At 30.1% G+C, this 24812-nt stretch carries 21 protein-coding genes; 14 read left to right on the plus strand and 7 right to left on the minus strand.

Annotated features, from left to right (window positions below):
- The first annotated feature begins 155 nt into the window (after positions 1–155).
- The 3 genes from AWN65_RS03350 (at position 156) to dnaK (ending at position 5210) form a co-directional block, all read left to right on the plus strand.
- Complete coding sequence (locus tag AWN65_RS03350) at positions 156–1064, plus strand: neutral zinc metallopeptidase (RefSeq protein ID WP_060381866.1); 909 nt, start codon at positions 156–158, stop codon at positions 1062–1064.
- A gap of 868 nt (positions 1065–1932) precedes the next feature.
- On the plus strand, positions 1933–2838 hold the full coding sequence (locus AWN65_RS03355; RefSeq protein ID WP_060381867.1) for a neutral zinc metallopeptidase: 906 nt from the start codon (positions 1933–1935) through the stop codon (positions 2836–2838).
- Between the two features lie 482 nt (positions 2839–3320).
- The gene (gene dnaK, locus AWN65_RS03360) at positions 3321–5210 is read left to right on the plus strand and encodes a molecular chaperone DnaK (protein WP_060381868.1); all 1890 of its coding nucleotides are present in this window, start codon (positions 3321–3323) and stop codon (positions 5208–5210) included.
- Between the two features lie 484 nt (positions 5211–5694).
- Here the strand turns inward: dnaK and AWN65_RS14990 are convergent, their stop codons facing one another.
- The 5 genes from AWN65_RS14990 to AWN65_RS03385 all read right to left on the minus strand — a co-directional run bounded on the left by AWN65_RS14990 (position 5695) and on the right by AWN65_RS03385 (position 10603).
- Entirely contained in the window at positions 5695–6171 is a 477-nt protein-coding gene (locus tag AWN65_RS14990; RefSeq protein ID WP_256380911.1) for a transposase, read from the minus strand.
- A gap of 89 nt (positions 6172–6260) precedes the next feature.
- Positions 6261–6596, minus strand: a complete 336-nt coding sequence (locus tag AWN65_RS14995) for a hypothetical protein (protein ID WP_201025137.1) — start codon at positions 6594–6596, stop codon at positions 6261–6263.
- 12 nt (positions 6597–6608) lie between these two features.
- Positions 6609–6869 carry an IS1182 family transposase gene (locus AWN65_RS15000; RefSeq protein ID WP_060383812.1) on the minus strand — a complete coding sequence of 87 codons (261 nt, stop codon included), beginning with the start codon at positions 6867–6869 and terminating at the stop codon, positions 6609–6611.
- A gap of 506 nt (positions 6870–7375) precedes the next feature.
- Positions 7376–7756, minus strand: a complete 381-nt coding sequence (locus AWN65_RS03380; protein ID WP_060381871.1) for a RidA family protein — start codon at positions 7754–7756, stop codon at positions 7376–7378.
- Positions 7757–7873: 117 nt separating this feature from the next.
- On the minus strand, positions 7874–10603 hold the full coding sequence (locus AWN65_RS03385) for a putative LPS assembly protein LptD (RefSeq protein WP_060383813.1): 2730 nt from the start codon (positions 10601–10603) through the stop codon (positions 7874–7876).
- Positions 10604–10670: 67 nt separating this feature from the next.
- Here AWN65_RS03385 and AWN65_RS03390 point away from each other — a divergent pair, with 67 nt between their 5' ends.
- From AWN65_RS03390 to bshA, 7 genes are all read left to right on the plus strand, one after another.
- Positions 10671–11861, plus strand: coding sequence for an N-acetylmuramoyl-L-alanine amidase family protein (locus AWN65_RS03390; RefSeq protein ID WP_060381872.1), 1191 nt, complete (start codon positions 10671–10673; stop codon positions 11859–11861).
- A gap of 30 nt (positions 11862–11891) precedes the next feature.
- Positions 11892–12842, plus strand: coding sequence for an MlaD family protein (locus tag AWN65_RS03395; RefSeq protein WP_060381873.1), 951 nt, complete (start codon positions 11892–11894; stop codon positions 12840–12842).
- A 29-nt stretch (positions 12843–12871) separates the two neighbouring features.
- Positions 12872–14206, plus strand: coding sequence for a (Fe-S)-binding protein (locus AWN65_RS03400; RefSeq protein WP_060381874.1), 1335 nt, complete (start codon positions 12872–12874; stop codon positions 14204–14206).
- A 35-nt stretch (positions 14207–14241) separates the two neighbouring features.
- Positions 14242–15033 (plus strand): (Fe-S)-binding protein, encoded by a 792-nt coding sequence (locus AWN65_RS03405; RefSeq protein ID WP_060381875.1) that lies wholly within the window; start codon positions 14242–14244, stop codon positions 15031–15033.
- Between the two features lie 7 nt (positions 15034–15040).
- Positions 15041–15523, plus strand: a complete 483-nt coding sequence (locus tag AWN65_RS03410; protein ID WP_060381876.1) for a hypothetical protein — start codon at positions 15041–15043, stop codon at positions 15521–15523.
- Between the two features lie 9 nt (positions 15524–15532).
- Complete coding sequence (locus AWN65_RS03415) at positions 15533–18538, plus strand: glycoside hydrolase family 3 N-terminal domain-containing protein (protein ID WP_060381877.1); 3006 nt, start codon at positions 15533–15535, stop codon at positions 18536–18538.
- Between the two features lie 326 nt (positions 18539–18864).
- Positions 18865–19986 (plus strand): N-acetyl-alpha-D-glucosaminyl L-malate synthase BshA, encoded by a 1122-nt coding sequence (gene bshA, locus AWN65_RS03420; RefSeq protein WP_060381878.1) that lies wholly within the window; start codon positions 18865–18867, stop codon positions 19984–19986.
- 395 nt (positions 19987–20381) lie between these two features.
- Here bshA and AWN65_RS03425 read toward each other — a convergent pair whose 3' ends face one another.
- On the minus strand, positions 20382–21302 hold the full coding sequence (locus tag AWN65_RS03425) for a bifunctional metallophosphatase/5'-nucleotidase (protein WP_060381879.1): 921 nt from the start codon (positions 21300–21302) through the stop codon (positions 20382–20384).
- Between the two features lie 19 nt (positions 21303–21321).
- Positions 21322–22074 carry a 5'-nucleotidase C-terminal domain-containing protein gene (locus AWN65_RS03430; protein WP_060381880.1) on the minus strand — a complete coding sequence of 251 codons (753 nt, stop codon included), beginning with the start codon at positions 22072–22074 and terminating at the stop codon, positions 21322–21324.
- A 101-nt stretch (positions 22075–22175) separates the two neighbouring features.
- Between AWN65_RS03430 and AWN65_RS03435 the strand changes: the two genes are divergently transcribed.
- The 4 genes from AWN65_RS03435 to AWN65_RS03450 all read left to right on the plus strand — a co-directional run bounded on the left by AWN65_RS03435 (position 22176) and on the right by AWN65_RS03450 (position 24810).
- On the plus strand, positions 22176–22694 hold the full coding sequence (locus AWN65_RS03435; protein ID WP_060381881.1) for a DUF6913 domain-containing protein: 519 nt from the start codon (positions 22176–22178) through the stop codon (positions 22692–22694).
- A 4-nt stretch (positions 22695–22698) separates the two neighbouring features.
- Positions 22699–23580, plus strand: coding sequence for a 4-hydroxy-tetrahydrodipicolinate synthase (gene dapA / locus AWN65_RS03440; RefSeq protein WP_060381882.1), 882 nt, complete (start codon positions 22699–22701; stop codon positions 23578–23580).
- 111 nt (positions 23581–23691) lie between these two features.
- Positions 23692–24486, plus strand: coding sequence for an outer membrane protein assembly factor BamD (locus tag AWN65_RS03445; RefSeq protein WP_060381883.1), 795 nt, complete (start codon positions 23692–23694; stop codon positions 24484–24486).
- Between the two features lie 9 nt (positions 24487–24495).
- On the plus strand, positions 24496–24810 hold the full coding sequence (locus AWN65_RS03450; protein ID WP_014165513.1) for a DNA-directed RNA polymerase subunit omega: 315 nt from the start codon (positions 24496–24498) through the stop codon (positions 24808–24810).
- Positions 24811–24812 lie beyond the last annotated feature (2 nt).

The following is a 24812-nucleotide window of genomic DNA, read 5'->3' on the forward strand; positions in this document are numbered from 1 at the left end:
ATTTTACTTTTTTGTTAAAAACATGGAAAATAGGGTTAAAATTAATCTGTTTTATCTTTTTGTTTAAGTTTTTGTTAAAACAATTGTTTGTTTTATTCTTGTTTTTTAAAAAAATGTTATAGGTTTGCGTAAATAATTTAAAAACCAACCAATTTATGAAAAAAGCTATCAAAGTAAGCACTTTGTTGCTAAGTGTGACTACATCAGTAGCATTATTTTCTTGTTCCAAAGAAAAAGAGGCATTAACCAATCAAGAAGAATCTGCAATTGTAGAACAACCAACAGGGGGTGAACACGAATGTAGTTATGTAGATTCTTCTTGGCCAGCTTCAGCTAGTTTATCTACAACCTTATCTGCTAGTGCAGGAACATCAGCAGATGCTACTTTTATGACAAATCAAAATACTGCTATTAAAACTTTTTGGAGGGGGACTTCTGTAGCAGCTCCAGTATTTAGATTTGTAAAAAACGGCACGGACTGGAATTCCACCTATAATGCAGTTTCTTATAGTAATGGAAAAATTTATTATGGAGAAGGAATTTTTAGAGATGCAAAATCTAAAGATGCTTCAAACTTAATCAATGTAATGATACTTGCTCATGAGTACGGACATCAATTACAATATGCGTTCCGTTTGCCTTCTAAAAAAGAATCAACAGCTAGAGCAGGTGAATTACAGGCAGATGGAATGGCAGGTTATTATTTAAGAAAAGGATATGGCAAATCTACTTACTCTGAAATAGCTACAGCTTATGAGTTTGCTTCTTCAATTGGAGATAGAGAAACAAAAAGCCCTGATCATCACGGTACGCCTGAACAAAGACGTTCAGCAGTTCGTTTAGGATTTTTATTAGCAGATCCTACGAATGCTAAATTAACTGCAACTCAGTTTGATTCAAACTTCTTCCGTTATTATGATGGAGTCTTAGCAGGTACTCACAGATTAGCTAAGCCAGAAGGAATGAGTGATGAAGGTCATCAATTAATTATGAGCAAAATGGAGGAGTTACGAAAAATTCAATCAGGAAAAATGTCTGATAAAGAATATTTTAATCTATACTAAATTCAGCTAATATTATTTTAAGCCAGCTATAAGTTTGTAGCTGGCTTTTTTGTAATCTTATTTTAATCGAAATCGCGTATTAGAAAATATTAGAGAAAATAACCCTCTTTTTATATATTTTTTTAGTTTGGTAATAAAATCATTTAGATTTATCGCTTTTTAGATATATTCATTTTATGACGTTTTTTATACTCCTTTTTTATTATTTAAAAAATAAATCCTTTCTAAATGATTTTGAGGTTTTTAGAAACTAAGTATGAAGACTAGAAAAAGTAATTTAGAAGGTTTGTTACTTATGCTAAAATGGAGTTTTATTGATACGTTATAAATGATGTTCGTAAATGTTCTATTTGTCTAATAATATAATAATGTTGACTTATTTATATATCCAAAGAAAAACAATACAAGAAATAATGATGAGGTAATAGAATTAGTTATAATATTAAGAATTATTTCATAGCTAAACTATTATCTTGTTATTTTTTTTAAATTATAAATATTATCTACAAGATCATTTTTTAGTAGGTAATTCTTTTGTAATTATATTGCTTACTATCCTATTTTTTCTTTGTTTTTAAATTTGCATGAACTTAAAGATACTAACTTAAAAAAGTAGGCGTTTTAATGAATATTAATCTACTGATCATTTATTTTTGATATTATTTTATTTTAAAGAAGAAATAAATTTAATTATATGAAGTGTTTATTCTTTTATGATATACTATAATTCTATTTATGATTTAAATTTAACAAAAAATTAATTAAATTATAATTATGTGTTTTTTTTGAAACATTGTTGTATTTTGTAATTTATTTATGATTTTTAAAATTTAAATTTGTAGAAATTATTTTAAAACAAACTAAGTTTATGAAAAAAAAAATCAAAGTAAGCACTCTGTTGTTGGGTGTAGTTTCTTTAATATTATGTTCTTGTTCTAAAGAAAAAGAAGAAGTAAAAAAACAAGAAGAAGCAGTAATTATTGAAAAACCAATAGAGGTAGAAAAAGAATGTGATTTTGTTGATGATAATTGGCCAGCTTCGGCTACTCTATCAAAAACCTTATCTGATGGAGCAGGAACAGTAACAGATGCTATTTTAATGAATGATCAAAATACAGCTATTAAAACTTTTTGGAGAGGAATTTTTGTAGCAGCTCCAGTTTTTAGGTTTGTAAAAAATGGCACGGATTGGAAATCTACTTATAATGCTATTTCTTATAATACTGGAAAAATTTATTATGGAGAAGGAATTTTTAGAGATGCAAAATCTAAAGATGCCTCAAATTTAGTTAACATAATGATTCTTGCTCATGAGTATGGACATCAATTACAATATACGTTTCGTTTACCTTCTGTAAAAGAATCAACCGCCAGAGCAAGTGAGTTAGAAGCAGATGGAATGGCAGGATATTATTTAAGAAAAGGGTATGGGAAAACTACTTATTCTCAAATAGCCGCAGCTTATGAATTTGCATATTCAATTGGAGATAATCAAATAACAAAATCAGATCATCATGGTAAACCTGCACAAAGACGCTCAGCAGTTCGTTTAGGATTTTTGTTAGCAGATCCTGCAAATACTAAATTAACAGCAACTCAGTTTGATACTGAATTCTTTTATTACTATAATGGAGTATTAAATGCTTCTTATAGAATGGCTAAACCAGAAGGAATGAGTGACGAAGGCCACCGATTAATTATGAGTAAAATGGAAGAATTACAAAAAATTAAATCAGGAAAAATGTCTGATGAAGAATATTTTAACCTATACTAAATCAATTAAAAATATTTTTAGCCAGCTACAAACTTATAGCTGGCTTTTTTGTGATCTTATTTCACCTATAAAATAATCAAATTAAAAAAATAGAAAATTATTAGATATAAAAAATGATTTTAAGTTTAATAAAGAATTCGATTTTTTTATTCTCTATGCAATAAAACCATATCTGTGAAAAAAAACTATATTTTTTGTCATTATAACAAGGCTTACAAAATAAATTCGATAAAATGTAATCATATCATTATTTTCAGTATTATCTAATACAAAATAGATAAAAAACTTTGGTCTTTTTGTCAATTTTTAAACAAAAAAAAGTTATTTATTTGTCATTTTGTCATAAAGGAGTAGAACAGTACTGACAAACAGAGAAGTTTTTTGTATTGGCATAGTCCTTGTCATTTCGAAAGTGTTTGAGAACAAGACTAAGATAAAAAATAGTCAATTAAAAAGAATTAAAATTTAAGGAGAATTATATTATGAGTAAAATTATTGGAATCGACTTAGGTACTACTAATTCATGTGTTGCAGTAATGGAAGGTGGAGAACCAGTTGTAATTGCAAACGCAGAAGGTAGAAGAACTACTCCATCTGTAATTGCTTTTGTTGAAGGAGGAGAAATAAAAGTAGGAGATGCAGCAAAACGTCAAGCTGTAACAAACCCAACTAAAACAATAGCGTCTGTTAAGCGTTTTATGGGTAATAAATACTCCGAAAGTGCAAAAGAAGCTTCAACCGTAGCATATAAAGTAGTAAAAGGAGATAATGATACACCACGTGTAGACATTGATGGACGTTTATATACACCACAAGAATTGTCAGCCATGACACTTCAAAAAATGAAGAAGACAGCTGAAGACTATTTAGGACATGCAGTAACTGAAGCAGTTATTACAGTTCCTGCTTATTTTAATGATGCTCAACGTCAGGCTACTAAAGAAGCAGGTGAAATTGCAGGTTTAAAAGTAATGCGTATTATTAATGAACCTACAGCAGCAGCTTTAGCTTATGGTTTAGATAAAGCAGCTCACGATAAAAAAATAGCCGTTTATGATTTAGGTGGAGGTACTTTTGATATTTCTATTTTAGAATTAGGTGATGGAGTATTTGAAGTATTGTCAACTAACGGTGATACTCATTTAGGAGGAGATGATTTTGATCAAGTAATCATTGATTGGTTAGCTAGTGAATTTCAATCAGCAGAAGGGTTAGATTTACGTCAAGATCCAATGGCTTTACAACGTTTAAAAGAAGCTGCTGAAAAAGCAAAAATTGAATTATCAGCATCAGCACAAACTGAAATCAATTTACCTTATATTACGGCTACAGCCTCTGGACCAAAACACTTAGTGCAAACTTTAACACGTGCTAAATTTGAACAATTAGCAGATAGTTTGGTAAAACGATCAATGGAGCCTGTTGTTAAAGCATTAAAAGATGCAGGTTTATCAACCTCTGATATTGATGAAGTAATCTTAGTAGGTGGTTCAACTCGTATTCCAGTTATCCAAGAACAAGTAGAAAAATTCTTTGGTAAAAAACCATCTAAAGGTGTAAATCCAGATGAAGTAGTGGCAATTGGAGCGGCTATTCAAGGAGGTGTGTTAACAGGTGATGTGAAAGATGTATTATTACTAGATGTAACACCACTTTCTTTAGGTATTGAAACAATGGGAAGTGTAATGACTAAACTAATTGAGTCTAATACTACAATTCCTACTAGAAAATCACAGGTTTTCTCAACAGCAGTAGATAATCAGCCATCAGTAGAAATTCACGTATTACAAGGTGAAAGACCAATGGCTAACGATAACAAAACAATTGGTCGCTTTCATTTAGATGGTATTCCACCAGCACCAAGAGGAGTGCCGCAAATTGAAGTTACTTTTGATATTGACGCAAATGGTATTATCAAAGTGTCAGCTACAGATAAAGGAACAGGTAAATCACATGACATTCGAATTGAAGCTTCTTCTGGATTAACACAAGAAGAAATTGATAGAATGCGTAAGGAAGCTGAAATGAATGCCGAAGCTGATAAAGCAGCTAAAGAAAAAGCTGATAAGCTGAATGAAGCAGATAGTATGATTTTCCAAACCGAAAAACAATTGACAGAATTTGGAGATAAATTATCAGAGGGTAATAAAACAAATATTGAAAATTCTTTAAGTGAGTTAAAAGCTGCTTATGAAACTAAGGAAATTTCTGCTATTACTCCAGCTTTAGAAAAAATCAATGAAGCGTGGAAAAATGCTTCAGAAGAAATGTATAAAGCTCAAGCAGAAGGGCAGCAAGCTCCTCAAGGACAGCCACAAGCCGATGCAAGTGGTGACGCTACTCAAGATGTAGAGTTTGAAGAAGTAAAATAAAATATTATAAATAAGAAAGTTGTCCGAAACAAAAAATGCACTGCATCCAAAAGTTTAGACAGATTTATAATTAATTTTGAAAATAATGAGGCTGTCCTAAAAGGGCAGCTTTTTTTATGTCGCAAATTCACGATATTGGTGATTGCTAGTAAAATTTAATTTTTCTAAAACAATTAGACGCTAAAATCGAGTTATATAGTTGTATGTTGAACAAGAACGAGTTGTTTTAAAAACTTTTTTCAGTGAACTTGCAGTTGTAGCTACCATTTTTCTGAAATTATGACCAAGCACCATTAGTAGAAACTCCATTTCTACCATTTCAATTCCAAAAAATGTAAACCGATTTTTGAGTTTAGTAATTCTTTAGTTTCGTTTTTTAGGTAATTTAGATGGTGATTGACTTCTATTTTTCGATTCCCTTTTGCTTTGTGGCATAAACTTCTTAATGGCATCCTACGCATCGTTTAGCTTGATAATAAGTTACTTATGATTCATATCCATTGCTAAAGATTCGCTTGCCTGTTCCTATGTTTTCTATTTTTTGCCTCATCGGACAGATATAAAAATCGTATTGTTGATTGTAAAATAAATTTTGCACTAAAAAAGGATTTTCTTTAAGTTTCTTTTTCTGCTTTGCATGAAAATAATTGTACTTTATAAAGGGCTCAATTTGCTTGTTTTTAAGCATTTCGTAGTTTTCTTCACTGTCATATCCAGCATCGGCGACAACTTCTTTACTTTGTCTATTATAGTTTTCATCAAAACTGTTTAAGTGTGACTCTAATGTGTTGGTATCGTTGGTTGTTTGATGTATAGAAACGTGTGTAATAAATTGATTTTCAATTGATATTTGAGGATTGTAAGCTGGTTTGAGTTGTCCATTTCTCATGTGGTCTTCCTTCATTCTCATAAAAGTAGCGTCAGGGTCTGTCTTACTATAAGAGTTTCTATTTCCGAGTATTTCTAAATCCTTTTCGTATTTCTCTAATCTTGGAAGATGTTCTTCCTGTAATTTCTGTAGTTCTTTTACCTGTTTCTTAGTAGGTTCTTTTAACTTTTATTCAATTCTGATAGCTTTTCTTTTAACACTTCTGAATTGATTTTTTTAAGTAATTCTTCCTTGTTAAGTTCTTGATTATCTGATTGTATACTATTTTCTATATCGGATAAAATTGTATTGATTTTAGTTTCTAGTTTTTCCTTGTATTTTTCAACCGAACCACGCCAAACAAAAGTGTATTTATTAGATTTTACTTCGATTTTTGTACCATCAATATACTGAACTTCAAGACTTACATATCCTAACTCAACTAACATTTTACCACTTCTGCGAATAAAACCTTGAATTGTCCTAAAGACTGGAGTAGAATTACCCGAGATAAACATAAAATGAATGTTCTAATTAAGTGCTTTGGCTATTTTTTGGCAGGAATAAACATTTGATAAATAATTGTAAAATAATACTTTGATTAGCATTTTGGGGTGGTAGGCAGAGCATCCACCACCGCGATAAAGCTTAACTATGTCGCTAATATCAAGTCTGTCAACAATAGAATTGACCAGTCGAACAGGGTGGTTGTCATCAATTTTATCGAAAATGTTGATTGGAAAAAGTTCTGGAGAATTGCTTGTCTGGTTTTTAAATGTTACTTTAGCCATTGCTTGTTTTTTGTCACCTCTAAAATACATGTTTTAGAGTAAAACAGCAATAAAAAAGGCTGTTCTAAACTTTTTGGACAGCCTCTTCATAATCAAAATTATGTGATTTCTCCCTTGGGTCGAAATGACAAGATTGCGAGCTTTTTGGGCAGTCTCTTTTTTTAAATAATTAGTAAGTCTTATCAGAAGGAATCAAATAAAAATATTATATCATTTAAATTTTGAATTTTCTTTTTAAAAATAGTACATCTACAAAAGCAATAAAAAATTAGTATTTGGTTCTCGATGCGCTTCGCGCTCGAACTAACGATGATTTCAATTATATACTCAACTGTCTGTTCGAGTTGTTTTTAAAATGAAAAAAAATCTATCGAGAACTTTACTTTTAATCCAGTATATTTTAAGTTTAAATGGTATAAAATTTTAGTTTAACCACTAGTTAAAGTAAAAATGAGACGATATCTAAGAAAGATCATCTCATTTTTGCTTTGTATTGAAATATAATTTTACTTAACAGCAATCATAGAAATTTCAATGTTTACGTTTTTAGGAAGCGTAGCAACCTGTACTGTTTCGCGAGCAGGAGCAGTAGCTTCTTCGAAATATTTTCCATAAATAGAGTTGATCTTTGTGAAATCGCCCATATTCATAATGAAAATAGTTGTTTTAATAACGTTTTCAAAAGTCATATCAGCAGCTTCAAGTACTGCTTTTAAATTTTGCATAACTTGTTCTGTTTCTTCCTCAATTGAAGTTAAAATCAATTCGTTATTTTCGGGATTAATAGCTATTTGTCCAGATGTATATAAAGTGTCTTTAATGAGTACTGCTTGATTATAAGGTCCAATAGGAGCTGGTGCTTTTTTTGTGAAAATTATTTTTTTCATATACTAAAAATTCATTTTTTATTGGTTAAAATATATTATTATCTTATTAACTCCTGTTTTTTTGTTTTTAAAACCTCCTTATTCTATAGTGTTTTATATATTTTGTTAAGTAAATTATTATAGTCTTCTGTCAGGTAAGCTTCTTTTATCCCACTTAATATCACTTAGTACAGAAGAACTAATTCCTATGAAAAAATACCATGAGGCTCTATCTCCAAATGGATTCCATTGGAAATCCATACGCCAACTTAATAAATCTCTTTGAAAACGTAATTGAGTATATGTAACGCCCTTTTGTACAAAATCATATCCAGTTGATATTCCTGTTTTCCAACGAGGAGTAAGATCTACATTTCCTGAAATCATGAGTGAATTTTGAGTAATAGTATTTTCTCTTTTATTATTAGAGTAGGTTAAAGAATAAGCAAGGTTTAAATCCCAAGGAATCACTGAAGAATAAAAGCCTTTGAAATTAGAGTCTTCCTTGTCTTTTTTATCGAAAGGATTTTGATTTCGATTACTGAAATCATTAGAACTACCAAAAAGATCATCTGCTCTACCGCCATTTCTTAAACCTGAATTGTTAAGGTTATTTTGCTCAGATTTTCCTTTCCCGCTTAATTCATTACTATTAATAGAGTAGTTTAAAGTGATATTAGCACTGGTCATACGAAACAAGCTACCACCATTATTAATGTTAAGTTTCTCTATCATATTACCTTTTTTATTAATAGCATAAGGATTTAAGGTCATACCAAAATTAATATTGAGCTTGTTTTTGAGTAGGGTAGTACCACCGCTTAATCTTAAAGGTGACCATTTTAAGGAGTCAGCATCAATGTTGTAGTTAGTAGATATATTTAAGTTGTTAATTAAAATTATTTTTTTAGGAGTTGTTTTTGTAGAATCTTTGTCTCTTACTTTTGCTTCAAAAACGTTGTTAAGAGAAAGAGAGAGATTGTTATTTCTTCTTTCAGAAGGACTTCCAAAAATGCCTTTTTCAAAACGTGTATAATTGGCCATTTTTCCACTGCCGTCAATTGCGTATGTGTCGTAATATTTTTCAAAACTAGGAGCATAGGCATAGCTAACATTTGGACGCATAGTATGTCTTATAGATTGTATTTTTCCACTTTTTTTAAAATTAAAAGTTCCATAAATAGTGGTTCCTATACTACTTGAAAAATCATAAGTTCTAAAAGAGTCAAAACCTGATTTTTCTATATCTTCTACCTTTTTTAGAGTTGTATTGTATTGTTTTCTTATAGTTTTAAAATACCAAGTTTCATTAAAATTAGAAGAAGCTGTGATACTAAAGTATTTAAGGAGTTTAAAGTTTGTACTAAAAGGGATGTTATGCTGAATCCCATTTTGCATATTTCTAAACATAGCAGGTTTGAAGAATAAAGAATCCGTTGTTTGGACACGATTTTCACCACGTAAGCTATAAGTGAAATTTAAGTTTTTAATAAAACCTTTTTTAGTGCCACTTTTAGACGCAAACGGAAAAACACGATCTACACCAATTTGAAGGGTAGGCAGTGTCATATTAATTTGTTTTGTATTTGTGTTTTGAGAGTGTGAAGCAGTTAAAGATAGGTTTACCTGCGGAGTCCAGTTAAATGTTTTTCCGTATGAAATAGAAGAACTTAACGTATTATTTAAAAAATTAGAAGTATTTAATTGATTAAATGACTGTTGGTAGTATTTACTACTTCCTAAGTTTACCGAGGCAGAAAACCTTGAATTAGGTGTTGCTTTAGCATCTGGAGAATGACTCCATTGTAAATTATATAATGTAGATTTTCCATAACCAGGTAGTCCTCTTTCTCCATTTATTTGATTTTCATAACGAAAATTAAAATTGCCTCTATATTTATATCGTTTAGCATAATTTGTTTCGGCTCTTAGTCCATAACTACCATTTGTAAAGTAATCTCCTAGTAATGCTAGATCTAGATTATTGCTAATTGCAAAATAATATCCACCATTTTGTAATGAGTATCCTTGTGTGTTATTTTGTCCAAAAGTAGGCATTATAATCCCAGAAGTTGCTTGTTCAGTCATAGGGAAAAAAGCATAAGGTACCCCTATAGGAGTAGGGACATCAGCAATTACCATATTGGTTAGACCTGCTACTATTTTCTTTTTTGGAACAAATTTTATTTTTCGAGCTAAAAAATAATACTCAGGATTATCTAAATTTTTGGAAGTCGTAAATCTTGCATTTTTAATAAAAAAAACAGAATCATTTTCTTTTTTTGTTATTTCGCCTTTAATCTTAAATTCACCTTGATCAGTTCTAGAATTCCAAATTAATGCCTTTTTTGTTTTAAAATTAAAACGAATTGAGTCGGGTTCAACAACGTTGTTTCCTTGTTTAAAAACAGGATATTGTATGTATTTACCTGTAGAGTCTTTTAGTCTACCAGCATATACTTCGTCCTTGTTATAATTTATAACAATAATACCAGACTTAAGTTCAATGTCCTTATATTTTACTTCAGCTTCATCTTTTAAAATAGCAAGCTTTTTTTTGTTGTCTAACTTAACAGAGTGTTTTGATTTATAGAATATTTTGCCCTCTAAAAAAGATTTTTTCTTTTTTATACTGTCTTTACTTTTGGTAACGTCTTCTTTTTTATTTAAAATATTAGAATTAACTTTAATGCTATCTTTCTGTTTTACAGATAGTAGACTAGTGTTTTTTTTAGGAAGTTCCTGCGATCGTAGATTAAGACTACAAACGGTTATGAAAAAAGGAACTAAAACGATGTAAAATAAGTTTGTACGCAAAGCTATAAATACTATTTTTGTAAAAATATGGCTTAATTTTTGAAGCCACAAACTTACAGCTATTTTTAGAAATAAGTAAGTATTTAATAAAATTATAACCATTTAATTCATTAGTGAAATGAAGGTGAAAAATAGAAATAAAATGAAATATGTTTTTTTTACAGCCTTATTTATTTTGTCAGGTATTCTTCAGGCACAAAATAATGGTAAATTTAAGGTGTGTTTAGATGCAGGACATGGTAATCAAGACTTTGGAGCTACGTATCATGGTTATGTGGAAAAACAAATTAATTTGGCTATTGTTTTAAAATTAGGAGCTATTTTAGAAAAAGATCCTACTATTGATGTTATTTACACTCGTAAAACAGATACTTTTATAGAACTCGTTGAACGCGCTAATATTGCCAATAAAAATAAAGCTAATATTTTTGTTTCTATTCATTGTAATGCTAATAAAAATTTAGAAGCGTATGGATCAGAAACCTATGTAATGGGACTTTCAAAAAGTGCCTCTAGTCTAGCCGTAGCAAGAAAAGAGAATGAAGTTATTAAATTAGAAGATAATTATAAAACTAAATACGCGGGTTATAATCCTAATGCTCCTGAATCCTTGATTAGTGCTACAATTGCACAGGAAGAATATTTAGATCAAAGTATTGAGTTAGCCAGTAGAATTCAAGACAATTTTGATCAAAAAGTAAACCGTAAAAATAGAGGAGTACATCAAGCTCCCTTTATGGTTTTACATAAAGCCTTTATGCCAAGAGTTTTAGTAGAAACAGGTTTTATATCTAATCCAATAGAAGGAGCTTATTTAAATTCAGAAGAAGGACAAGAAAATATGGCAAGATCTATAGCAGATGCAATCTATAGAATGAAAGCAGAACATTTTGGAGGTTCTATCCCTTTTTTGGATATAAAAAAATCAGAAAAACCAGCACCAAAAGATACAACACCAAAAACTAAAGAAATATTGACACCAGTAAAAGAGGTTGTAAAACAAGACCCCGTAAAAATAGAAACAAAAAATAAAGTAGTCGATAATCAAAAAGTTATTTTTAAAATACAATTGAAAGCAAGTAACATGCAAATAGATATTAAACCTGAAAATTTTAATGGTTTATCTAGTATTTCTTCTGTTTTTGAAGGGGGATACTATAAATACATGTATGGAGAAACAAATGATTATCAAGAATCTAGAAAAATGTTAATAGAAGCTAAAACCAAAGGGTATGAATCAGCTTTTATTGTTCCCTATAAAAATGGAACTAAAATTACCCTTAATGAAGCAGTGAAATCTGCCAAGTAATTAGTATTTTTGCAAAAAAAAGTTTATATTTTGAAAATAACACGTGAAATTAAAACAGCAATCCTAGTAATTGCCTCTATTTTATTATTTATCTGGGGATATAGTTTTTTAAAAGGAAGTAATCTGTTAAATAGCCATAAAAGATTATTTGTGGAATTTGATAATGTAGAAGGTTTACTCTCTTCTGCGTCCGTTACCATTAGTGGTAAAGTAGTTGGTAAAGTAAAATCTTTAAATTTAACAGAAAACGGTAAAATTTTAGCTGAATTACAAATTAATCAAGATGATTTTCCAATCTCTAAAACAAGTGTAGCTCAAATATATGAGCCTGGTTTTATTGGTGGAAAACAAATAGCCATTATTCCTAATTTTAATGATAAAAATATAACAGTTGACGGAGATCGTTTAAAGGCAGATGTTAAACTAGGATTAACAGATAATTTAGGTAAAAAGTTAGCTCCAACTCAACAAAAAATAGAATCATTAGTTCAAGATGCAGATCAATTAATGGTCAATGTTAATCAAATTTTAAATGATCAGGCAAAGAACGATCTTCAACAAGCTATAGCTCAGCTTAGTCAAACAATGGCAGAGTTTAATAAATTAGGTAAAGGAGCTAACCAATTATTAGCAACTAATCAAAAAAGCTTAAATCATTCATTAGGAAATATAGAAAAAATCACAACAGATTTTTCTAAAGTATCTACCGAACTAGAAAAAGCGGAGTTAGGAAAAACTTTGAAAAATTTAGAAGGAACCTTAGTTAATGTTAATAAACTAATGGCAGATATGCAAGCGGGACAAGGAACTTTAGGAAAAGCAATGAAAGATGAGGCAATGTATAATAACTTCACGAAAGCCGCTAAAGAAATTGAACTGTTATTACAAGATTTACGTTTACATCCTACCCGTTATGTAAATGTTTCCCTTTTTGGTAAAAAAGAAAAACCTTATAAAGGACCTGAATTACAAACAAAATAATTTTAAACCAATCAATCTTTTATAGATATATGAATTATTTAAGCAGTTTATTTTTTCTAATTATTCTTGGTGTAGGAATAGGATTTTTTGCAAAAAATGTAAAAAAAATCATTCGAAATATAAAGTTAGGAAAAGATGTAAATCGGTCAGATCGCGCATCAGATCGTTGGAAAAATATGCTCCTAGTAGCATTTGGTCAAAAAAAGATGTTTACACGTCCAATACCTGCAGTTTTGCATTTCGTATTGTACACAGCTTTTATAATTACTCAAATAGAATTAGTTGAAATTCTTATTGATGGCATTTTCGGAACTCATCGTTTTTTTAAGCCGATTTTAGGCGGGTTTTATACATTTTTAATCAGTTTTATTGAGATTTTATCAGTTACCGCATTAGTGGCAACAGTTGCCTTTTTAATGAGACGAAACTTGTTAAAATTACCACGTTTAAATAAGACAGAATTGTTAGGATGGCCTAAAAAAGATGCAAACCTAATCCTGATAATGGAAATTGTATTAGTATCTTGTATTTTTACAATGAACGGAACCGATGAAGTTTTATTCACACTAGGAAAATCACACTTTGAAGGACAAGGAACTTTTAGCTTTGCTGTATCTCAGTATCTAGGACCTGTTTTTTTTGGAAGTTTAAACGAAGGAGCCTTACATATCTTAGAAAGAGTAGGATGGTGGGGACATTTTACGATGGTAATGGTGTTTCTGAACTATTTATATTTTTCTAAACATTTACATATTATATTAGCCTTTCCTAATACATTTTTTGCAGATTTAAACCCTCTAGGTAAATTTGATAACCTAGAAAGTGTTACTAATGAAGTAAAATTAATGATGGATCCCAATGCTGATCCTTATGCGGCAGCACCAGCAGATGTAACACCAAGTAAGTTTGGAGCTTCTGATGTAACAGATTTAAATTGGGTTCAATTGTTAAACGCTTATACATGTACTGAATGCGGACGTTGTACATCTTCTTGCCCAGCCAATCAGACAGGTAAAAAATTATCTCCTCGTAAAATTATGATGGATACGCGTGATCGTTTAACAGAAGTAGGAGATAATATAAATAAAAATAAAGGGGTATTTGTAGAAGATGGAAAAACATTACTAAATGATTACATAACACAAGAAGAATTGTGGGCTTGTACCTCATGTAATGCTTGTGTAGAAGAATGTCCAGTTAATATAAGTCCTCTTTCAATCATTATGGATATGCGTCGTTATTTAGTAATGGAACAAAGCGCAGCACCTCAGTCTTTAAATGCCATGATGACAAATATTGAAAATAATAGCGCACCTTGGCAATATAGTCAGATGGATCGTTTGAATTGGAAAGACGAAAATTAATAGTTGAAATTGCAGACAAATCAATATAGAGAGTTATGTCAGAAAATTTAATAGTGCCTACAATGGCAGAAATGTTAGCTCAAGGAAAACAGCCAGAAGTTTTATTCTGGGTAGGATGTGCAGGTAGTTTTGATGATAGAGCTAAAAAAATAACAAAAGCATTTGTTAAAATTTTAAATAAAGCAAGTGTTGATTTTGCGGTTTTAGGAACCGAAGAAGCTTGTACAGGAGATCCTGCAAAACGTGCAGGAAACGAATTTTTGTTTCAAATGCAAGCTTTTATGAATATTGAAGTACTAAAGGCTTATGAAACAAAAAAAATTGTTACAGCTTGCCCTCATTGTTTTAATACTCTCAAAAACGAATATCCTGAATTAGGAGGAGAATTTGAAGTAGTACATCATACTGAGTTCCTAAAAGAGTTATTAGATCGAGGTCGTTTGACTATTGAAGGAGGTCAGTTTAAAGGTAAAAAAATAACATTCCACGACCCATGTTATTTAGGGCGAGCCAATAAAATATATGAAGCACCTCGTGACCTAATTCAAAAGTTAGATGCAGAACTCGTTGAAATGAAACGTTCTAAGGCTAACGGATTATGTTGTGGAGCAGGAGGAGCACAAATGTTTAAAGAACCTGAAAACGGAGATAAAGACATTAATGTTGAACGTACAGAAGATGCACTAGCAACTAAAGTAGATATCATAGCTGCTGGATGTCCTTTTTGTAATACAATGCTAACAGACGGTACTAAAGCAAAACATCGTGAACATGATGTAAAAGTACTGGATGTAGCAGAATTAATTGCTAACGCCCAAGATTTATAATATTAAGATGTATATACCTTTTGAAAAAATGCCACTTGATTCACGTGTTTGGATTTATCAATCCAACCGTAAATTAAGTGATGACGAAGTGGTAGAAATAGCCGCTCATGTCCAAAAATTTATTGATGATTGGTCAGCTCATGGTGCTTCTTTAGAAGCATCATTTGATATTAGATATAATCGTTTCGTTATTTTAGCAGTGAATGCTGATGTACAAGCACCTACAGGGTGTTCAATTGATAGCTCAGTACAATTTATTCAGCAATTAGAAAAAAAATATGACATTGATTTGTTGGATAAAATGAACGTTACTTTTAAAAATGGGGATTTTATAGCGCATAAATCATTAATAGATTTCAAGAAAATGGCTAAAGAAAAAGCAGTTTCAGCGTCTACCATTGTTTTTAATAATTTAGTTAATACTATAGAGGAACTGAATGATTCTTGGGAAGTTCCTGCAAATGAAAGCTGGCATAGCCGCTTTTTTTAATCAATAAACATGAAGTTTTCTATTTTTAAGTATTTATTCTTTTCTGTAATAGCTTTATTAATGATGCAATGTGCGGTTATAAAAAATCGTAAAAGACAAGGCACTGTTATGACAGAAACAAAAAATATACCTGTAATTCAAAAATTTATAGATCCTACTAAGGAAGGATTCAATCTATTTAACGAATTAACAGGGGAACGTCAATGGGTTGATAGTATCTATAATTCGTTAAGTTTTGAAGAAAAATTAGGACAACTTTTTATGGTTGCAGCGTATTCTAATAAAGATACAGTTCATTTTAACGCATTAGATAAACTTATAAAGAATTATAAAATAGGAGGACTAATTTTCTTTCAAGGAGGTCCAATGCGTCAAGCAAAATTAACAAATCGTTTTCAAGCAAATTCTAAAATACCCCTTTTTGTAGGTAATGATGCAGAGTGGGGACTTAATATGCGATTAGATTCTACTTATGCTTATCCTTGGAATATGACTTTAGGTGCTGTTCAAGATATGAAATTAATAGAACAATTAGGAGAAAGAATGGCTAAGGAAACCAAAAGAATGGGATTGCAGTTTAATTTTGCTCCTGTAATTGATATTAATACAAATCCTAATAACCCCATTATAGGAAATCGCTCTTTTGGGGAAAATAGAGAAGAGGTAACCAAGCGAGCAGTAGCCTTAATGAAAGGAATTCAAAGTCAAGGCGTATTTGCTACAGGAAAACATTTTCCCGGTCATGGCGATACGGAAACAGATTCTCATCATACCTTGCCCGTCGTAAACTTTACAAAAGAACGCATAGACTCAGTTGAATTATATCCTTATAAAAAAATGTTCAACTTGGGATTATCTTCTGTTATGGTAGCTCATTTAAATGTGCCAAGTTTAGAAGAACGTCAAAATTATCCTTCTTCTACTTCTTATAATATAGTAACAAATATTTTAAAGAAAGAATTAGACTTTAAAGGATTGATTTTTACAGATGCTCTTAATATGAAAGGAGCAAGTAGTTTTAAAAAACCAGGCGATATAGATTTAGAAGCCTTCTTAGCAGGCAATGATATTATGTTATTTGCAGAAGATGTTCCAGCAGCCATTACTAAATTTACACAAGCCTATAACGATAAAATAATTACAGATGATCGTCTAGAACATTCTGTAAAAAAGATTTTAAGTTATAAATATAAAGCAGGTTTACAACAGTATAAGCCTATAGATTTAGTAGGGTTGTCTAATGATTTAAATGCTCCAGAAGGTAATAAATTACAATATAAATTATTTGAAAACGCAATTACGGTTTTAAAAAATGAACATTCTCTATTACCTATAAAAGATCTAACAAAAGCTAAAATTGCCTACGTAAAATTAGGAGATGATTCGAGTACTGTCTTCTTGAACACATTGAAAAAATATGCAGAAGTACAAGAAATGGAAGAAAAAAATCTAGATAGTCTTTTAATTAATTTAAAAGAATTTAATACGGTAATTATAGGATACCATAAGTCGGATAAAGCATGGCGTAAACATGATTTTTCTGAAAAAGATTTACTTTGGTTAGAAAAAATAGCAGCTCAAAACGATGTAATCCTAGATGTTTTCGTGAAACCATACACATTGCTTAAAATTAAATCCTTTGACAATATAGAAGGACTAATAGTTAGCTACCAAAATGGGGATATACCACAAACTATTTCAGCTGAATTAATTTTTGGAGCAATAGAATCAAAAGGTAAATTGCCTGTTTCTATTAAAGAATATTTTAAGGTAGGAGAAGGGCTCTCTACCGAAAAAATTGATAGATTAGGCTTTTCTGTCCCAGAAGGAGTAGGGATGAGTTCTAATAAATTAAAACAAATTGATGATATAGTTAAAAAAGCAATTGATGATAAAATAACACCAGGAGCACAAATTTTAGTTGCAAGAAAAGGAAAAATAATTTATCATAAATCATTCGGTTATCACACCTATGAACAAGATTCAAAAGTTAAAAATACAGATGTTTACGATATTGCATCTTTATCTAAAATTATAGGTACTTTACCCAATGTAATGATTGATTATGATAAAGGAAAGATAAATTTAGAAACTCGTTTAGGGGAAATGCTTCCTAAAGCAAGAGGAACAAACAAAGATTCTATTTTTTTTAAAGATTTACTGTCACACTATGCACGATTAAAACCCTGGGAACCTTTTTATAAAAAAACAATTGATTCACTTACTAAAAAACCATCAGAAAAATTATATCGTCAAACAGAAACAGAAGGTTTTACAACACAAGTATCTGAAAGTTTATTTTTAATAGACAGTTATAAAGATTCAATTATATCCAAAATATTAAAAAGTCCGTTATTACCTAAAAAAGAATATAAATACAGCGATTTTACCTTTATTTTGTTAAAAGAATATTTAGAAACAAATCATAATACCACCTTAGATAAATTGGCAAATGAAAATTTCTTTTCAAAAATGGGAATGAATTATACGATGTATAATCCTTTGAAAAAAATAGAAATAGATCAAATACCACCCACAGAAAGAGATACTTATTTTCGTCAGGATATAATTCAAGGATATGTACATGATATGGCTGCAGCTATGCAAGGAGGCGTAGCAGGTCATGCAGGGGTATTTTCAAATGCGAGTGATATTGCAAAAATGATGCAGCTTTACTTGAATAAGGGAAGTTACGGAGGAATTCAGTTTTTTTCTTCTAAAACAATGGACGATTTCAATACTTGTTATTTTTGTACTGAGGGAAATAGAAGAGGAATAGGGTTTGATAAACCTCAATTAAAAGGGGAAAGCCCAACTTGTGGATGTGCATCAATAACTAGTTTTGGACATACAGGTTTTACTGGTACTATGACTTGGGCTGATCCAGAAAAAGAACTCATTTATATATTCTTATCCAATAGAACTTTTCCTGATAGTAATGCCCCAAATAAACTAGCAAAAGAAAATACAAGAGAAAAAATTCAACAAATAGTTTATGATTCAATTCTTGATTAATCGTTAATATTTAGTGAAACTAGTATTTAATTTTTTAAAATATAGTAAATTCGTAAAGTAATAAATTTACTTTACGAATTTTTTTTTTGAGACTGTCCAAAAAGTTCGAAATCTTATCATTTCGACCAAAGAGAGGAATTACATAATATTGAATGAGACTCCTCCTTCGTCGGAGTAAAAAACTGTATGTTGATTTATTACTTTTTGGACAACCTCATTTTTTTAATAATTTTTAAAAAATATCTACTCCTATTAGTTTGTTAACACCATAAAGATTAGGTGAAAGAGTAGAACAATTTTTAGAATAATAATATTTTTCATTATTTATGAAAATAGCAATAGTTTGTTATCCAACATTTGGAGGTAGCGGTGTAGTAGCAACAGAATTAGGTTTAGAGTTGGCTCGCCGAGGTCATGAAATTCATTTTATTACCTATCGTCAACCTGTGCGTTTGGCACTTTTGAATCATAATGTACATTATCATGAAGTAAATGTGCCTGAATATCCATTATTTCATTACCAACCCTATGAATTAGCTCTTTCGAGTAAACTAGTAGATATGGTAAAACTTTATAAAATAGATATATTACATGTACATTATGCTATACCTCATGCTTATGCGGGTTATATGGCCAAACAGATCTTAAAAGAAGAAGGAATTAATCTGCCAATGGTTACCACATTGCACGGTACAGATATAACCTTAGTAGGAAACCATCCTTACTATAAACCAGCTGTTACTTTTAGTATCAATAAGTCAGATGTAGTAACATCTGTCTCAAAAAGCTTAAAAGAAGATACGTTGAAATATTTTGATGTAACAAAAGAAATAAAAGTAGTCCCTAATTTTATAGAAATTGAAGAAACAGAAGCTCAGAATCTAATTTGTAAGAGGTCTGTAATGGCTACACCAGAAGAGAAAATTATTACCCATATTAGTAATTTTAGAAAAGTTAAAAAAATACCTGATGTTATTAAAGTTTTTTATAAAATACAAGAAAAAATACCTGCTAAACTGATGATGGTGGGTGATGGACCTGAAAAAGAAAAGGCAGAATGGCTTTGTAGAGAATTAGGTATTGAAGAAAAAGTTATTTTTTTTGGGAACAGTCATGAAATTAGTCAGATCTTATGTTATTCAGATCTGTTTTTATTACCTTCTGATACAGAAAGTTTTGGATTGGCAGCATTAGAAGCTATGGCTAATAAAGTACCTGTCATATCAAGCGATTCAGGTGGTTTGCCAGAAGTTAATATAAATGGTGTTTCAGGTTTTTTAAGTTCGGTTGGAGATATAGATGATATGGCTCAAAATGCTCTTAAAATTCTTTCAAATGATGATGTGCTAAACGAATTTAAAAGAAAAGCTTTTGAAACAGCCAAATTATTTTCCGTAGAAAATATAGTGCCTATTTATGAAAATATTTATAAAGAAATCATTAATTAAAAAGAAAATGATTTGTAATTCTTTTTTCTTTTTTTAAAGTATCTTTCTTATACCATTTAAACTTTGAAATTTCCTCATAATAATAATTTTTTAACCTTGAGACTGTTCAAAAAGTTCGAAATCTTTTTCATTCCGACCAAAGGGAGAAATTACATAATGTTTATTATGAGATTCCTCCTTACGGAGTGACAAACCGGATGTTTTAAAATGAAAAAAGAGATCAAGAATTTTACTTTTTAATCCAGTATATTTTAAATTTAAAAGGTATTAAATCTATAAACCCCGTTTTTGAAAAAAATCAAGACGGGGTTTATTTTATTATTAGGCTATTTCTTTTTTTAAATAATAAAGTAATTGTCTTCAGTAGAGACTAAATAATGCCTATCGTAACCATTTTATATAACGATTTTTCTTCCTGTTCCTGGAGCTATGTTTTTTTGATCATCTATATAAAAGTCAATACGACCTAAATTAATACCATAAGCGCCTACTTGATTAATTAAGACTTCTTTGTCATCTAAATTTCTTTCAATTACAGGTTTATCTAGGAAAGTATGTGTATGACCTCCAATAATTAAATCAATATTCTTTGTTTTTTTTGCTAAGTTGATGTCTGAAATTCTTTCTGGTTCATTTTTATACTCAAAACCTAAATGGGATAAACAAATGACTAAATTACATTTTTCAACCTCTTTTAGTTTTTTCGTTATATCATTTGCTATTTCTACAGGATCTAGGTATTTAGTCTCTTTGTAATACCTAGGATCTACTAAACCATATAGTTCTACTCCTAAACCAAATATTCCTATTTTAATTCCTGCTTTTTCAAAGATTTTATAAGGTTTGATATGTGTATCTAATATAGTGTTTTTAAAATCATAATTAGCACAAACAAACTCAAAAGAAGCGTTAGGTAATTGCCCATATAATCCTGTAATGCCATTGTCGAAATCATGATTACCTATCGTAGCAAGGTCATATTTCATCATGCTCATAACTTTGAATTCAATCTCTCCTCCGTAGTAATTAAAATATGGTGTACCTTGAAAAATATCGCCTGCATCTAATAATAATACATGATCTTCTTCTTTGCGAATTTGGCTAATGAGGGCAGCCCTTCTTGCAACTCCTCCTAGGTTTGGATTTTTAGGATGTCCTTCAGGAAAAGGATCTATTTGGCTATGTGTGTCATTAGTATGTAAAATAGTAAGTTTTCGTAAAGAACCAGCTGTATTAAAGCTACTTAAAGATAAACCTCCTAATCCTAATAAAGTAGAACTAGCAACTGTATTTTTTAAAAAATCTCTTCTTTTCATAATCTCTTTTCTTTAAGTGTTATTCTTGAGTAACTTTAATAATTTGTGGAACTTTTACAATATCTACTGAATCAAAATAGTCAATTAGCATATCTCTTAATTTATAATCAATAGATATTTTGCGAGTAGCTCTTAAGAAAAATTCCATTCGATCGCCACCACTAGCTAAATAGTCATTGGCTGCTACATAGTAAGTTTTTTCTAAATCTAAATTATTTTTACCTATTTTAATGTCCTTAGGTTTGTTGTCAGCCGTTATAGAAAAAGTCATTCCTGCAAAAGGATGTGGTTTTTTTTCTTTAATAAAGAAATTAATAAAGTCTAAAATAACATCTCCTTTCACTTCTAAAATCATAGCTGCATTTTCAAAAGGCATTACTTCAAAAGCGTTTCTAGCCGTCACATTTCCTAGAGGAATAACAGTTCTTATTCCTCCACTGTTTAAAACTGAGATGTCAGCCACTTTATTTTCTCTTTCTTTTAGTACTTGACTACTTCTTTCCAATATAATTTCAGCAAATAAATCGCCAATATTACTTTGGAATTTTGTTCCTTTTGTTTTGTCTAACAATTGAGGATTGTAAGCTAGTACTTTGTCTAGATCTTTGTTTATTTGTTGCCTGTAAGGTAAAATTAAGGTTTCATATTCCTGAATACTACCTACACTAGCTTCCACCTTAATTTGTTTACCATGAATTTCTGTTACTACATTTTGAGCACCTGTAGCAAAGCTAAACGTTATTAACGTTAAAATTAAACCAAAATGTTTCATTTATTCCTACTCTTTTTTATACTTTTACCTAGTATTTAATATACTATTTAAAGCTTGTTAACATTAATTCGTTTCAAAAGAAACAAGACGACAAAAATAATATGTTTATAAACTATATAAAAGCATTATCGTTAAAAAAAATATTAAATTCTACTTTACAACCCGTAAAAGATACTTTATTAGTTAATTCTGTCAAAAAAGTAGGGCTTTTATTAGAAGATTCTTACTCTTTTAAAAAAGAAGAACTCATAAATGAATTGATAAATAAAGGGTTTAAACGAGATAATATTAAAGTGTTAGTTTATAGAGATCCGTTAGAAAAAAAGGTAAATTTAACTTTTCCCACTTTTTCTTTTAAAGATATTAACTGGAATGGACAATTTTCGGCTCCGTTTGTTAATGAATTTATATATACCCCTTTTGATCTGTTAATAAGTTATTATGATGTAGAAAAAGCACCTTTGTTATTAGTTACACACAACTCAAAAGCCTTATTTAAGGTAGGTTTTTCAACAATAGATAAAAGGTTAAATCATTTGATAATAAATACAAATGCTCAAAATTTCAAGATTTTTCTAGAAGAATTAGTTAAATATTTAAAAATTTTAAAAAGAATATAATAAAATGCAATCATTCATAGGTACGGGTGTAGCTTTGATAACACCTTTTAAAAAAGATTTTTCGGTAGATGTGCAAGCATTAACAAGAATAGTTAATTACGTTATTGAAGGAGGAGTAGAGTATTTGGTAGTATTAGGAACTACCGCAGAATCAGCTACTTTGTCATCAGAAGAAAAAGAATTAGTAATAAATACTATCGTTGCAGCTAATGCAGGTAGATTGCCTCTGGTTTTAGGAGTAGGAGGAAATAATACAATGAAAGTAGTAGAAGAGTTAAAAACACGTGATTTGTCATCTTTTAATGCTATCTTGTCAGTTTCGCCTTACTATAATAAACCTACACAAGAAGGGATTTTTCAACATTTTAAAATGGTGGCAGAGGCTTCACCTCTTCCTGTTATTTTATATAATGTACCAGGGAGAACATCAAGTAATATGCAACCCAATACCGTTTTGCGTATTGCTAATGAATGTAAAAACGTGATAGGTATAAAAGAAGCAGCAGGAGATATAGTGCAAGCGATGAAATTAATACAATTACTACCTAAGGATTTCTTGGTTATTTCAGGAGATGATATGATAACTTTACCAATGGTATTAGCAGGTGGAGCTGGTGTAATATCCGTAATAGGAGAAGGTTATCCAAAAGAATTTTCAGAAATGGTACGTTTAGGACTGAAAAGAAAAGTAGATGAGGCGTATGCTTTACACTATAAATTAATGGATAGCATAGATATGATTTTTGAGCAAGGAAATCCAGGAGGAGTAAAAGAAATTTTCAAATCTTTAGGCTTATCTGAAAATACGTTACGTTTACCTTTAGTGAATGTAAATGAAGATTTAGCTAATCGTTTAGATGCGTTTACAAAACAATTGACTAAATAGCAGAAAAATAAAGTTTTGAAGTAAAAAATTAATAATTAACTTTGCACTCTGACTTTTGAGAGTGTTTTGTGGTATTCTAAATAAGTCTTTGAAAAAAGTTGGTGAATTTTTATGAATAAATATATAAGCGGTATTTTATCTGCAATGCTGTTAGCTTCTTGTAGTGAATATCAAAAAGCATTAAAATCAGAGGATCCAGCTGTAAAATTAACAGCTGCCACTCATAAGTATGAGCAAAAGAAATATACTAAGGCTATTCGTCTTTTTGAACAAATAGCTCCCGTGTATAGAGGAAAATCAGAAGCTGAGGATCTTTACTATATGTTTGCTAAATCATATTTTATAACAGAACAATATTATCTAGCAGGTTATCAGTTTGAAAGTTTCAGTGCTTTATATCCTAAAAGTAAAAATGCAGAAGAATCAGCATTCTTAGGAGCTAAGGCTTACTCAGAGTTATCACCTGTTTATTCGTTAGATCAAGCAGATACTGAAAAAGCCATTTCAAAAATGCAAGAATTTATTAATAAGTATCCTAGTTCAACATACCTATCAGAAGCAAATAAAGTGGTTTTAGAATTAGAACAAAAATTAGAAAAAAAAGCATTCGAAATAGCAAAGCAGTATAATACCATTTCAGATTATAAAGCAGCTTTAAAAGCATTTGATAATTTCTTAATAGATTATCCAGGAACAACTTATAAAGAAAAAGCATTATTCTATAAACTAGATTCTTCTTATAAATTAGCAATAAATAGTATTCCTAGTAAGATGGAAGAACGTTTAAAAGAAGCTCGAATAGCTTATAATGGATTAATGAAATTTAAAACAGATTCAAGTTTTAAAAAAGAAGCGGATCAAATGTTGGTTCGTATAGAAAAGGATTTACAACAATTTCAAAAATAGGATATTAGAATGGATTTAAAAAAGACAACAGCTCCAGTTAACACGGTTACTTATAATAAAAACAAAATTGAAGAACCAACCGGAAATATCTATGAAGCTATCACAATTATGGCAAGAAGAGCTAATCAAATTAATTCTGAGATCAAAAAAGAATTAATAGAAAAATTAGACGAATTTGCTACTTATAATGATAGTCTTGAAGAAATTTTTGAAAATAAAGAACAAATAGAAGTTTCTAAATTTTATGAAAGATTACCAAAACCACATGCTTTAGCAGTACAAGAGTGGTTAGAAGGAAAAATCTATCATAAAAATACTAAATAATA

The organism is Flavobacterium covae (assembly GCF_001534645.1).
GTDB lineage: Bacteria > Bacteroidota > Bacteroidia > Flavobacteriales > Flavobacteriaceae > Flavobacterium > Flavobacterium covae.